This window comes from Dactylosporangium sp. CA-152071 (assembly GCF_050936335.1).
Lineage (GTDB): Bacteria > Actinomycetota > Actinomycetes > Mycobacteriales > Micromonosporaceae > Dactylosporangium > Dactylosporangium maewongense.
This window is the reverse complement of record NZ_JBNJMZ010000002.1, coordinates 422185-434766: the sequence shown is the minus strand read 5'-3', so window position 1 is coordinate 434766 and position 12582 is coordinate 422185. Positions and strand designations below refer to the sequence as shown.

At 71.8% G+C, this 12582-nt stretch carries 14 protein-coding genes; 7 read left to right on the top strand and 7 right to left on the bottom strand.

All coding sequences use genetic code 11. The annotated features are described in order from the left end of the window. Positions 1 to 21: 21 nt before the first annotated feature. Positions 22 to 663, bottom strand: coding sequence for a class I SAM-dependent methyltransferase (locus ACQEVZ_RS42090; RefSeq protein WP_344504843.1), 642 nt, complete (start codon positions 661 to 663; stop codon positions 22 to 24). 26 nt (positions 664 to 689) lie between these two features. On the opposite strand from ACQEVZ_RS42090, the gene ACQEVZ_RS42085 reads away from it, so the two are divergent. The 4 genes from ACQEVZ_RS42085 to ACQEVZ_RS42070 all read left to right on the top strand — a co-directional run bounded on the left by ACQEVZ_RS42085 (position 690) and on the right by ACQEVZ_RS42070 (position 4476). Next, positions 690 to 818 (top strand): hypothetical protein, encoded by a 129-nt coding sequence (locus ACQEVZ_RS42085; RefSeq protein WP_344504842.1) that lies wholly within the window; start codon positions 690 to 692, stop codon positions 816 to 818. Between the two features lie 14 nt (positions 819 to 832). Then, positions 833 to 1975: a winged helix DNA-binding domain-containing protein gene (locus tag ACQEVZ_RS42080; RefSeq protein WP_433378206.1), complete on the top strand. Its 1143-nt coding sequence runs from the start codon at positions 833 to 835 to the stop codon at positions 1973 to 1975. Between the two features lie 10 nt (positions 1976 to 1985). Further along, positions 1986 to 3896: an ATP-binding cassette domain-containing protein gene (locus ACQEVZ_RS42075; protein WP_433378203.1), complete on the top strand. Its 1911-nt coding sequence runs from the start codon at positions 1986 to 1988 to the stop codon at positions 3894 to 3896. Positions 3897 to 4005: 109 nt separating this feature from the next. Then, the gene (locus ACQEVZ_RS42070) at positions 4006 to 4476 is read left to right on the top strand and encodes a hypothetical protein (RefSeq protein WP_433378200.1); all 471 of its coding nucleotides are present in this window, start codon (positions 4006 to 4008) and stop codon (positions 4474 to 4476) included. Here ACQEVZ_RS42070 and ACQEVZ_RS42065 read toward each other — a convergent pair. From ACQEVZ_RS42065 to ACQEVZ_RS42050, 4 genes are all read right to left on the bottom strand, one after another. Continuing rightward, the gene (locus ACQEVZ_RS42065; protein WP_433378197.1) at positions 4473 to 5195 is read right to left on the bottom strand and encodes a GNAT family N-acetyltransferase; all 723 of its coding nucleotides are present in this window, start codon (positions 5193 to 5195) and stop codon (positions 4473 to 4475) included. The two genes, ACQEVZ_RS42070 and ACQEVZ_RS42065, sit on opposite strands and share 4 nt — an antisense overlap. Positions 5196 to 5298: 103 nt before the next feature. Next, on the bottom strand, positions 5299 to 5646 hold the full coding sequence (locus ACQEVZ_RS42060) for a nuclear transport factor 2 family protein (RefSeq protein WP_360560734.1): 348 nt from the start codon (positions 5644 to 5646) through the stop codon (positions 5299 to 5301). A 115-nt stretch (positions 5647 to 5761) separates the two neighbouring features. Further along, complete coding sequence (locus ACQEVZ_RS42055) at positions 5762 to 6535, bottom strand: dihydrodipicolinate synthase family protein (RefSeq protein WP_360560733.1); 774 nt, start codon at positions 6533 to 6535, stop codon at positions 5762 to 5764. Positions 6536 to 6865: 330 nt separating this feature from the next. Then, entirely contained in the window at positions 6866 to 7201 is a 336-nt protein-coding gene (locus ACQEVZ_RS42050; RefSeq protein ID WP_433378193.1) for a hypothetical protein, read from the bottom strand. Positions 7202 to 7427: 226 nt separating this feature from the next. Here ACQEVZ_RS42050 and ACQEVZ_RS42045 point away from each other — a divergent pair, with 226 nt between their 5' ends. Further along, positions 7428 to 8882 (top strand): IucA/IucC family protein, encoded by a 1455-nt coding sequence (locus ACQEVZ_RS42045; RefSeq protein ID WP_433378190.1) that lies wholly within the window; start codon positions 7428 to 7430, stop codon positions 8880 to 8882. Positions 8883 to 8959: 77 nt separating this feature from the next. Beyond that, positions 8960 to 9703: a septum formation family protein gene (locus ACQEVZ_RS42040; RefSeq protein ID WP_433378187.1), complete on the top strand. Its 744-nt coding sequence runs from the start codon at positions 8960 to 8962 to the stop codon at positions 9701 to 9703. Here ACQEVZ_RS42040 and ACQEVZ_RS42035 read toward each other — a convergent pair whose 3' ends face one another. Next, the gene (locus ACQEVZ_RS42035; protein ID WP_433378184.1) at positions 9704 to 10888 is read right to left on the bottom strand and encodes an IucA/IucC family C-terminal-domain containing protein; all 1185 of its coding nucleotides are present in this window, start codon (positions 10886 to 10888) and stop codon (positions 9704 to 9706) included. A 39-nt stretch (positions 10889 to 10927) separates the two neighbouring features. On the opposite strand from ACQEVZ_RS42035, the gene ACQEVZ_RS42030 reads away from it, so the two are divergent. Further along, complete coding sequence (locus tag ACQEVZ_RS42030) at positions 10928 to 12061, top strand: type III PLP-dependent enzyme (RefSeq protein ID WP_433378181.1); 1134 nt, start codon at positions 10928 to 10930, stop codon at positions 12059 to 12061. Here ACQEVZ_RS42030 and ACQEVZ_RS42025 read toward each other — a convergent pair. After that, positions 12051 to 12554: a peptide deformylase gene (locus ACQEVZ_RS42025; protein ID WP_354890589.1), complete on the bottom strand. Its 504-nt coding sequence runs from the start codon at positions 12552 to 12554 to the stop codon at positions 12051 to 12053. The genes ACQEVZ_RS42030 and ACQEVZ_RS42025 overlap by 11 nt on opposite strands. Positions 12555 to 12582: the final 28 nt, after the last annotated feature.

Here is a 12582-nt window from a genome sequence, read left to right as displayed (position 1 = left end):
GCCGTACAGGCTGGACGGGCTTTACAGGGTCGGCCGCCACACCGTCGTCCGTTTCACCGGCGTGTCCTCCAACGTCTGCGGCACCGGCACGTCATACACCGCGACCAGCTCCAGATGCTCCTTCGGCAGATACGCCCGCCCCGGATCCCCGACCAGACACCCCGCGCCCCGCTTCGTCACCCGCCGCAGGAAGTCGAGGACCTGACCGGTCATCTCCCGGCTGTAGAACACGTCCCCGGCGAGGACCACGTCGGCGTCGCCGCCGTCACCCGGCAACACGTCCTCCAGCCGCGCGTCGACCGTCACGTCGTTCGCGGCCGCGTTCACCGCCATCGCCGTCACCGCCAGAGGATCGATCTCCACCGCCGTCACGTGCGCCGCGCCGGCCTTCACCGCAGCGATCGCCACCAGCCCCGACCCCGCCGCCACATCCAGCACCCGCTTCCCAGCAACCAGGCCCGGGTTGTCCAGAATGTACCGGGCGAGCGCCTGACCACCCGCCCACGCGAACGCCCAGAACGGCGGCGGCAGCTGCACCCCACCCGCGAACTTCTCCGTGTACTGCCACAGCTCGATCGCCTCATCCGCCAACCGCAACCGGACCTCCGGCACGAGCGGAACCGGGGCCAGGCTGGTATGCGCGAGAACGAATGCGGTGGACATCGGCTCGGACCCTATGTCACTCGTGCGTGCGACGCCCCGCCGGGGCCGACCTCGGTACCGTCACATCCATGGGGGTCGGACTCTGGGTCATCCTCGGCACGGCCGTCGTCGTGCTCGTCCTCATCACGCTCTACGTCGACTCGATGCGCCGCTGACTATCGTCGACCCGGTGACCGTCCCGCACATCCCAGACGCCCAACGCCGCGCCCGCCTCTACTGGCGGCACGGGTTCACCGCCACCGACCCCGTCGCCGCCGCCACCGACCTCGTCACGCTCCACGCCACCGACGCCGCGACCGTCCACCTCTCCGTCGCCGCCCGCATCCCCGACGCACCGCTGCTCGACAACGCCCTCTACGAGCAGCGGACCCTCCTACGGATGCTCGGCATGCGCCGCACCATGTACGTCGTCCCCACCACCACCGCACCCGTCGTCCACGCCGCCGCGTCCCTCACCATCGCCGCCGAACAACGCCGGCTCCTCATCAAACACCTCGGCGGCGACGCCACCTTCCTCACCGAGGTCGAGACCGCCACCTACGACGCGCTCGTCGCCCGCGGCGGCACCGCCACCGCCGCACAACTCGCCGCCGACGAACCCCGCCTCCGCACCGTCCTGCACTTCCCGCAAGGCAACCAGTACATCACCAGCCGCGTCCTGCTCCTCCTCGCCGCACAGGGCCGCATCATCCGCGGCCGCCCCAGCGGCACCTGGACCAGCACCCAGTACACCTGGCACACCCACACCAACTGGACCCCGACCTACGACACCCTCGACCCCGCCACCGCCCGCACCGAACTCGCCCGGCAGTGGCTCGCCCGCTACGGCCCAGGCACCATCAACGACCTCAAATGGTGGACCGGCTGGACCATGACCCACACCCGCGCCGCCGTCGCCGCCCTCGACACCACCACCGTCACCCTCGACAACGGCGACACCGGCATCGTCCTCGCCGACGACACCGACCCCGTCCCCGAACCCGACCGGTGGATCGCGCTCCTACCCGCCCTCGACCCCACCATGATGGGCTGGACCAGCCGCGACTTCTACCTCGGCCCCCACGCACCCGCCCTCTTCGACCGCACCGGCAACCCCGGCCCCACCATCTGGATCAACGGCCGCGTCGTCGGCGGCTGGGCCCAAACCCCCACCGGCCACATCGCCACCGAACTCCTCGAGTCAGTCGACGCCACCGGTGTACGCGAAACCGCCGACCGGCTCACCGACTGGATCGGCGACATCCGCGTCACACCCAAATTCCGCACACCACTCGAACGGCGCCTCACCGAAACTGTCGCACCCCGCGGATAACCTGACCCTCGTGTCCCGCATCACCATCGTCGGCGCCAGACAGAACAACCTCCGCGACATCACCGTCGACATCCCCAAACACGCCATCACCGTCTTCACCGGCGTCTCCGGCTCCGGCAAAACCTCCCTCGTCTTCGACACCATCGCCGCCGAAGCCCAACGCCAGCTCAACGAAACCTTCACCGCCTTCGCCCGCACCCGCACCCCCCGATACGACCGACCCGACGTCGACGCCATCCACAACCTGTCACCCGCCGTCATCGTCGACCAGAAACGCCTCGGCGGCACCGCCCGCTCCACCGTCGGCACCGCCACCGACATCAACCCCACCCTCCGCCACCTCTACGCCACCCACGCCCACCCCCGACCCGCCAACGCCCGCAGCCTCTCCTTCAACGACCCCCAAGGCATGTGCCCCACCTGCCACGGCCTCGGCTGCCCCACCTGCCACCACACCCGCCTCAACGACACCGCCCGCGCCAGCCGCATCAACGGCTACACCATCGCCGACCTCACCGCCATGGAAACCACCGAACTCGACGCCGTCCTCCGCCTCCTCACCGACGACACCAACACCCACCACATCACCGCCGTCCGCGACCGCCTCGACCACCTCATCGACATCGGCCTCGGCCACCTCACCCTCGACCGCCAGACCAGCACCCTCTCCGGCGGCGAGTCCCAACGCGTCAAACTCGTCCGCCACCTCGGCAGCAGCCTCGTCGACATGCTCTACATCCTCGACGAACCCAGCATCGGCCTCCACGCCCACGACATCACCCGCCTCCTCGAACTGCTCCGCAGACTCCGCGACAAAGGCAACACCGTCCTCGTCGTCGAACACGACCGCGACGTCATCGAAACCGCCGACCACATCATCGACCTCGGCCCCGAAGCCGGCACCCACGGCGGCCGCATCGTCTACCAGGGCACCCTCGAAGCCCTCCCATACGCCCGCACCCTCACCGGCCGGCACCTCCGCCACCGGCTCGCCCTCAACACCAACCCCCGCACCCCCACCGGCACCCTCACCATCACCGACGCCCACACCAACAACCTCAAACACGTCACCGTCGACATCCCCACCGGCGTCCTCACCGCCATCACCGGCATCGCCGGCTCCGGCAAAACCACCCTCATCACCAGCGACCTCCTCGCCCAACACCCAGCGGCCACCGTCATCGACCAGACCGCACCCGCCACGTCAACCCGGTCCACCCCCGCCACCTACACCCGCATCATGGACCCCCTCCGGACCCTGTTCGCCCACGCCACCGGCGCACCCGCCGCCCTCTTCAGCCCCAACTCCAAAGGCGCCTGCCCCACCTGCCACGGCACCGGCACCACCCACACCACCCTCGCCTTCCTCGAAACCCTCAAAACCACCTGCACCGACTGCCACGGACACCGGTTCCGCCCCGAAACCCTCCACCACCGGCTCCGCGGCAAAACCATCGCCGACGTCCTCGCCATGACCGTCGAACAAGCCACCGACTTCCTCACCGAACACACCATCCAACCCACCCTGCACGCACTCACCGACGTCGGCCTCGACTACCTCACCCTCGGCCAACCCCTCAACACCCTCTCCGGCGGCGAATGCCAACGCCTCAAACTCGCCACCCACCTCAACACCGCCAACACCACCTACGTCATGGACGAACCAACCACCGGCCTGCACATGTCCGACATCACCCACCTGCTCAACCTCATGGACCACCTCGTCGACCACGGCAACACCGTCATCGTCATCGAACACCACCTCGACGTCATCAAAAGCGCCGACTGGGTCATCGACCTCGGCCCCGACGCCGGCCACCGCGGCGGCATGGTCATCTTCGAAGGCACCCCCGAACAACTCACCCACGCCACCGGCTCCCACACCGCCGACGCCCTCCGCCGCGACCTCGCCGCCTCCTGACGCCACTGGGCGGTGCGGTGCGGCGCGGCGCTCCAGCTGCTTCCGGCCGAGGCGGGGCGGTCGAGCGTCGGCCCGGCATGGATGTCGGGCTGCCGACGTACGACCGGGCATGCGCACTCATCACCGGTTCGCCCTCGCACCGGGGCCCGGCCAGCTCCCGGCGTTCCCGCGGTGGATGGCCGGACGCCACGACCGCCGGCCCGCTGACCTTTCGGCACTGATCCTGAGGAAACCATCGGCGGCCACCCGACCACCGACGAACAGCGCCGTCCGCCACCTCTGCCTGCGCCTGCGCGAGTTCCTCGACCTCGACCCGGCGCCGCCCGGCGTCACCGGCCCAGCAGGAACACCACACCCGACGACCCGCTCCCCACCCACGCAGCACTGTGCCCGCCAGCAGATCCCCAGGAACCGCCGCACCACCACGCCCGGGCAGGACCCAGCCGCCAGGTTCCGTCGCAGCACCCGGACGCCGGTGGTCGACAGCTGCGTCACCAGCACCGGTGCCCGACGCCTGAACAGTGCCCGTGAACACCGCCGACGCCACGCCGGCGTGCAGCCGAACCCGCCACCCCGCTAGCGTGCGAGGCGGATGCTCAGCTGGGAACCCAGCTCCACGAAGCCGAGCGCTCGTGCCACCCGGCGGGACGGCACCGGACGGGCCCGCCACTGCGGCAGCAGACCCGCATCCAGCGCCCCGGCGACCGCCGCGCCAGCCACCAGACGCGCCAGGCCCCGGCCGCGCTCAGCTGGGGCCGTCAGCACACTCACGTGCGCGACAGCGCCCTCCCACACCCGGTAACCGGCGGCCGCGACGACGTCGTCGCCGGCGCGGACCACGTACGCCGGTGACGTGATCTCGTCCAGGCCCGCCTCGCCGGCGTCCGCGGCCGGCACCCGGCCCAGCAACCCGCACACGCCCGCGTCACCCGCACCGACCGCCACCACCGCGCCGGACCCGGCGCCAGCGGGGCGGAACCGGGCCGCGTCGCAGAACGCCAACGTCGCCGGGCCCAGCACCGCACCGACCGGCAGCCTGCCCGACACTGCCACCGGGTCGGTCATCGCCGGCACCGGCAGGCCATCCAACGCACGCCGCACCAGATCCGCCGCGCCCTCATCAGGAGCGGTCGCGACCGCCGCACCGCCCAGCGCGACGACACCCACCCAGCCCGGCGGGCACAGCGACGACGCCGCGGACACCGCCACATCCAGCCCCGACGACGTGAACGTCACCGGCGCACCGGCCAAGGCGGCCCACACCCACCGGGCCCGACCCAGCACCGCGTCATCAGTCACGCACGCAGGATCGCAACCCAGCGGACCGGACCGCCACCCGAATCACACCGAACCGGTCCACGACCGACGTTGCCGGGGCCGGCCGGCCCCGGCAACCAGCAGCTCAGATCGCCGGACGGTAGAAGAACGTGCGACGGCCGCTGATCCGGCCGTCACGCAGCTCGAACCAGTCCGCGAACGTCTCCACCAACGGCACACCAGCGTGCGACATACCCTCGAAACGGCCCCAGCAGAACGCCTGGTCCGGCAGCTCCACACACCGCTGCACCGCATGCCGGCCCGACATCACGATGCACCGCCGCTCATAGAACTCCACGAACGCCGACACACCCTCGATCGGAGGACACCCCGGCCGGTGGTACACCACATCATCCGTCACCAGATCCACCAGACCGGCCCAGTCCCGCCGGTCGATCACCGCCAGCAGCGACGGGACCAACCCAGACCGCACCGACGACGCTGTCAGCACTGCATCAATAGCCATACACCCATGGAAAAACGCCGGCCACCCACCGTCAACACGCCGCGACGCCTTCTTACAGCCGGAAACCCGACCGTAACCCGCATCAACCCATCCGCGCCGCCACCGACGTCCCGAAGCGATCCGCCACCAAACGCTTCAAACCATGCGGAAACTCCGACTTCGCCGCCACATGCGCCGCCGTCAACCGCAACTGCGCCGCGGCGTCACCCTCCCACGCCGCCACACAATCCTCCGGCGCCACATTCGCCACCGCCAGAATCGCACCCGCCGCACCCAACATCCCCGCCGTCGACACCAACGCCGACGAACCCACATACACCGCCCCGTCCCACTCCGACAACAACCGCAGCAACCGCTCCGGATCCCCCGTCGAATCCTTCAACCCCGCCACCGGCAACGACGGCAACACCTCCAACGGCACCGCACCACCCGCCACCCCCGGGAAGTGATACGCCAGCACCGGCCGACGGTCCGCCGCCGCGACCACCCGCTCGAAGAACGCCCGCAGATCCCCAGCCCGCCGCGGCGGCGCCACCAGCACCGCATCCGCACCCACCGCCACCGACGCCGCCGTCAACTCCGCCGCCGGACCCGCCCACGCACCACTCGCACCCGCCACCACCGGCACCCCCGGACACGCCCGACGCACCGCCGACACCAACGCCACCCGCTCACCATCACTGAGCGCGTCCGCCTCACCCGTCGAACCAGCGACCAGCACAGCTCGTACACCCGCAGCCACCAACCGCTCCGCATGCGCCGCGGTGCCGGCGACATCCACCGAACCGTCCTCCGCGAACAGCGTCACCAACGCGACCGCGACACCCCGCCACAACACAACCGGCTCCTGAGTCATACCCAGAACCCTAAGCTGGATCCGGGTGCGCGGGCCGTCGGCGTGCCAGCGCACCCACCCGGACACGAAGAAGCGCCGCCGGTCAACACTGGCCGGCGGCGCACGTCTCAAGCGGGGCGGACACCCCGGCGACGGACGCGCTGCGCAGCCCACCGCATCGTGACCCGCTCGCGACCGCCGACCGCCTGCGCCACCCACTGCGCCTGCAACCGCACCGTCGTCGCGACCACGCCACCACGAACACCCGACATCGCCAGCTCCTACCGTCGCACCAGGTCACCTACACCCGGCACCACGGCGCTCCCGACGCCGGCGTTCACGCCAAATTTCTTACACCGTCACGTCGACGTGCTCGACGCGGTTCACGTCCTTCGCCGGCTCCGCGTCCTCCACCGGCTGCACCGCCGTCCGCGACGCCGCGAACGCCATGATGAACGACCACGGCGGCATCCCACCGACGTTCGTCACCGCACCCGTCGGCGACAGGTGATACCCCGTCAACCCCGAGATCGCCGCACGATCACCCGGCGTCAGCTGACTCAACACCTGTTGCGACGCCGGCAACCCACCTTTAGGGGGCGGCGCGACCGGCTCGACCGCGGGTGTGTTCGTCGCCTTGACCGGCACAGCGGCGTGCGTGGCCGACGACAACTGTCGAATCTCCATGTGGTGCCTCCCGAAGCGTCCGTGCTCCACGCTTGATCCTCCTGTACATGACAGCATCACCGCAGGTGAACGGGCAGCCCGATGACCGCCGCGACAAGTCCGACCGATCGGACGACGCGACTCCCAACCGCCACTTCCGCCCCGCTCCCCCTGTCGGAGACAGGGGTTTGAAAGGCGTGCCGTCAGGCACGTCGCCTAAGGCGTCCTAGGATGCTAGGATTTGAGGGTGGAAGCGCTGGTGGCACCCGACGAGACGACGACGCTGCGCGTACTGCGCGAAATCCGGCCGGACCTGGTCGAGCCCTACCTGCGGATGCTGCCGGCGGCACGGGCCGGTGTGCTGCGACGGCTGTGGGGCGCCCTGTGGCGGGAAGGCATCGTCGACCCGCGGCAGCTGGGCTCGTCGCCGCCGCGGCACCTGTACGACGCCGCGCCCGCCGAAGTGATCGCCGGCGGCGTCGCGTACACCCACCCCGCACGCCTCCTCGAGGCGCTGCGCCCGGCAGGCCACGCCGACCGGCTCGCCCGCGAGCTCGACAACAGCGTCGCCAACCTCGCCCTGGCCCTGGTCACCGCCCCGGCGCAGGGCGCGGCACGCGACCTCGTCTCGCTGGAGCAGTCCGTCGTCGACGGGCACCCGCTGCACCCGTGCTGCCGCACCAGGATCGGTATGAGCACCGCCGACGTGCTCGCGTACGCGCCCGAGCACCACCCGACCGTCCGGCTCCGCATCGTCGAGGTCGACCCCGCCAGGTGGCACACCAACGGCGTTCCCCGCCCGCCGCTGCTGCCCGTGCACCCATGGCAGCTCGACCGGGCGCTCGCCACCGGCCTCGTCCGCGACACCGGCCGCGACCTGCCCGCCGCACCCCTCATGTCGCTGCGGACCCTCGCCCCGCACGACACCCCCGGCGAGCACCTCAAGACCGCGGTCGAGGTCCAGATGACCAGCGCCGTGCGGACCCTGTCCGCGGCCGCCGTCCACAACGGGCCCCTGGCATCCGACCTCGTCGCCACCCTCGCCGCCCGCACCACCGGCCTGCGGGTGCTGCGCGAGACCGCCACCGCGACCGTCCTCGACGACCACGGCGACCCCCAGCGCGCGCTCGGCGCCGTCTGGCGTCAGGCCCCACCACCCGACGCGTTCGTCGTGCCCCTCGCCGTCCTGCCGCACCGCCCCGACCTGCTCACCCCCACCTTCTTCGGCCACCTGGTCCGGCTGATGCTGCCACCGCTCTTCGCCCTGCTCCGCGACGGCGTCGCCCTCGAGGCCCACGGCCAGAACACCCTCGTCGAGCTCCGCGACGGCCGCCCCACCACCATCTGGTATCGCGACCTCGGCGGCCTCCACGTCCACCAGCCCCGCCTCAACCGCGCCGCCCTCCCCATGCCCCCACTCATCGGCGCCCTGCCCACCGGCGACGAGGACGAGCTGCGCACCAAGCTCTTCGCCGCCGCCCTGTCCACCGTCCTCACCGAGCTCGTCCACGCCCTCGGCGCCGAACACGCCACCGCCGCCTGGGACACCGTCGCCGCGACCCTCCACGCCACCGTCACCGACCCCGACGACCGCAAGGCGTGCTTCGCCGACACCTGGCCCCTGAAAGCCACCACCGCGATGCGCCTCGCCGACGACCCCCTCCACGACCTGTGGTGCCACATCCCCAACCCACTGCGCTGACCCCGGCCCGCCGCATCCGACGACCGGGGTCGAAATGCGCTTGGTCGTGGGAGGGTGGGGCGCTACCGTCCCGCTGCGTGCGGACGAAGACTCTGGTGGTGGTACTGGTGCTGGCCGTTGCCGGCGCGGTGTTCCTGTGGTGGCGGGAGACGGGTGGTGAGGGCGGGCTCGGGTGCTACACCGCGCCTGTCACCGCGGGGATCCTGCCTGACACGGGAGCGGTGCAGGCGGTCGGTTGTGACGAGCCGCACGACTACGAGGCGATCGCGATCCTGACCGAGGCCGGCGCCGAGGAGCGCTGCCGGGAGGAGGCTGAGTCCTTCCTCGGTGGGCCGTGGGAGCAGTCGCGCACCATCTACGGGCTCCTGCGCGACAAAGACCCTGTGCGCGGGCGGCTGCTGTGCGCGGTCGCGGAGACCGCCGGCACCGGCGGGCGTCCCGTCGGCAGCACCCGCAGCATGAAGGACGGCATGCGGGGCGACCGGCGGCTGGCCATCACCTGCCTCGTCACCGACACAGGCACAGGCACAGACGGGGACGAGGAGGAGCAGGAGTACCTGTTCGGCGAGTGCACGCAGAGCCACGCCGCGGAGTTCGTCGGCACCGTCGCCCCCGGTGACGACACCGACGCGGACTGCCGGGAGGTCGCCGCCGCGTACCTCGGTCTGCCCGACCTCCGGCAGCGCGCCGACCTGCGGGTCGCCTGGCTCTCCCGGGAGAACGAGCTGTGCCTGGTCACCGAGGTGCCCGATCCGGCCGGGCGGCACGACACGCTCCGCGGCAGCGTGCAAGGGCTCGGCGGCGGGCCGTTGCCGCGGTGATCAGCGCCAGTCGGGGTGCTGGCCGGTGTCGACGAGTTTCCAGTCGCCGTTGTCGTACAGGACGTTGTCGTAGTAGAAGACCGTCGGGGGGAGCAGGTCCTGCGCGGTGAAGGCCTCGCGGGCCGCGGCGTGCAGGGCGGCCGGCGGGACCTGCCACAGCGACGACGCGAGGGCGGCGACGTAGGACAGGGCGTGGTGGCCCATGAAGCTGTCGTACGTCAGGCTGAACACCTCGTCCGCGGCCATCGGCACGTCGCGGGGGATGACGTTCGTCGGCGGCAGCGGGTCGGTCAGGCCGAGGCGGGCGCGGTGGGCGGCGTCGACGTAGATGGCGCAGTCGCGGTACAGGATGCGGGTCTCGCCGCCGGCGGCGTCGAACGCGAACAGCGTGTTCTGGCCGTGGGTCTCCAGGGGGCAGCCGGTCGTGCGGGCCACCTCCGACCACAGCCGGACCATCGGCGCCACGATCCGGGACGCGACGTAGGTCAGCGGGTCCTCGCCGGAGCGGACGACGAGCTGCTCCAGCAGGGTCGGGTCCGACGGGTGGTGCAGGTCTCGGCCGTACAGCGCGAACAGCGGCACCGTCCACGCCGGGGCGGGCGCGAGCGGGCGGGCCGCCCGAAGCAGATAGCCCCAGGCGTCGTCGCCGGTGCCGAACCAGCCGCCGGCGACCTCCGGCAGGACCGGGGTGCCGGCGGCGACGAGGTGGTCGGACACCCACAGCTGCAGCTCGATGATCGGGCGGCGCAGCCGGCGGGTGAAGCGGGACAGGCGCCGCGGGTAGTGCAGCTTCACGAAGTGCGGCTCGACCGGGCGGCCGTCGACGGCGGTGACGAAGACGGTGCGGGCGTTCGCGGACGGGACCGCGGTCAGCGACGGGCCGCGCGGCGACGCGAGCAGCTCGGCGCGGCCCACCAGGTCGGGGGCGTCCAGGGCGTCCGGATGGACCGGCAGCAGACCCTCGTACAGACGCGGCAACGACGACTCGACCAGCCCGGACGCCGCGGTCCGCAGCGACGGGACCTGGAACGTCGGGAGCTGGAAGGACTCCGCGCCGAGCTGGGGGTGGTGGACGTCGGAGATGTCGAGGTCGCCGGCGTAGGGGCTGTAGGTCCGGGTCCCGACGCCGAGATACCGTTCCGCGTACTGCCACAGGGCGATCGGGTCGCGGGAGTCGAGCTGCATCGCCGGCCAGCCTACCGGTGCGTGAACTGGAGTCGAAGCGTGGTTCCCCCCAACGTGGCCGCCGCCATACGCGGCGCCGGGCGTCCCGTCTGCGTCTACGTCTACGACCGGGAGCAGCTGCGGGCCAACGTGGCCGCGCTCCGCGACGCGCTGCCCGCGGGGACCCGGATCGCGTACGCGATGAAGGCCAACGGCAACGAGGACGTCGTCGCGGCGTTGCGCGGGCACGTCGACGCGTTCGAGGTCGCCTCCGGCGGTGAGCTGCGCGCGGCGGCCGGGCTGCCGGCGATCTTCAGCGGACCCGCGAAGACCGACGCCGACCTGCGCGCCGCGGTGGAGGCGGGCGCGACCGTGAACGTCGAGAGCCTCCACGAGTTGCGGCGGCTGCAGGTGTACGGCGGTGCGAAGGTGTGCCTGCGGGTCAACCGGACGCACCCGGCGTTGCCGGGCACCCACGCGATGGCGGGCGTCCCGACGGCGTTCGGCATCGACGAGGCGCTCCTGCCGGAAGCGTTCGCGATCGCCCGGAATGTCCAGGGCTTCCATCTGCACGCGGTGTCCAACAACCTGGACGCCGCCGCGCACGCCGCGTTCATCCGGGAAGCGGTCGCCTGGGCCGGTGACGCGGCCCGCAGGTGGGGCGTGCCGGCGCCGGTCATCAACGTCGGTGGCGGGTTCGGCGTCGACATCGCCGCCCCGACCGGCACTGGCGGCCGCTTCGACCTGGACGTCTTCAAGGCAGGGCTCGCCGGGCTGGAGCTACCGGACGGGGCGACCCTCGTCGTGGAGCCCGGCAGGTTCGTCGCGGCGACCGCCGGCTGGTACGCCACCGAGGTCGTCGACGTGAAACGCACCCACGGCCAGTGGTTCGTCGTCGTCCGCGGCGGCACCCACCACTTCCGGCTGCCGGCGTCGTGGGGGTACAGCCACCCGTTCACGGTGCTGCCCGTCGACGCGTGGCCCTACCCGTTCGAACGGCCCGGCGTGCGGGACGCCACGGTCACGGTCGCCGGGGAGCAGTGCAACCCGCGCGACGTCCTCGCCCGGGACGCGGCGGTCGCGTCGGTGCGGGCCGGCGACGTCCTCGTCTTCGCCGGCACCGGCGCCTACGGGTGGGAGGTGGCGCACCACGACTTCCTGCGCCACGCCCACCCGCAGTTCATCACCGTGTGACACGCGGCGCGAACTGTGACCGGACCGCGCGGAGCGCCTGCCGGCGGGCGTCGCCCTTGAGCGTGTCGACGTACAGGACGCCGTCGAGGTGGCCGGTCTCGTGCTGCAGCGCCCGGGCGAGCAGGCCGCTGCCGGACACGGTGACCGGCTCGCCGTGCTCGTCGAACCCTTCGACGGTGGCGTGCATCGCCCGTGGGGTCGGGAACCACAGCCCCGGGATCGACAGGCAGCCCTCCTCGCCGTCCTGGGCCCCGTCCAGCGCCGTGATCGTCGGGTTGACGAGGTAGCCGACCTGCTTGTTCGCCGCGTACGAGAACACCCGCAGCCCCACCCCGATCTGCGGCGCGGCGACCCCGGCACGGCCCGGTTCACCGGTCACCGTGTCGAGCAGGTCACGCACGAGCGCACGCAGCTCGGCATCGAACGAGGTCACGGTCTCGCAGGGGGTGCGGAGCACGGGATCGCCCAGCACGCGGATCGGTCGGATCGTCACGCGTCACAGGCTACTTCGGGGCGGCGTG

Coding starts and splice junctions, on each gene's coding strand:
- ACQEVZ_RS42050 (WP_433378193.1), bottom strand. CDS start 7,201: ATGGAGATTCGACAGTTGTCGTCGGCCACGCACGCCGCTGTGCCGGTC.
- ACQEVZ_RS42070 (WP_433378200.1), top strand. CDS start 4,006: ATGCGCACTCATCACCGGTTCGCCCTCGCACCGGGGCCCGGCCAGCTC.
- ACQEVZ_RS42035 (WP_433378184.1), bottom strand. CDS start 10,888: ATGCAGCTCGACTCCCGCGACCCGATCGCCCTGTGGCAGTACGCGGAA.
- ACQEVZ_RS42090 (WP_344504843.1), bottom strand. CDS start 663: ATGTCCACCGCATTCGTTCTCGCGCATACCAGCCTGGCCCCGGTTCCG.
- ACQEVZ_RS42055 (WP_360560733.1), bottom strand. CDS start 6,535: ATGACTCAGGAGCCGGTTGTGTTGTGGCGGGGTGTCGCGGTCGCGTTG.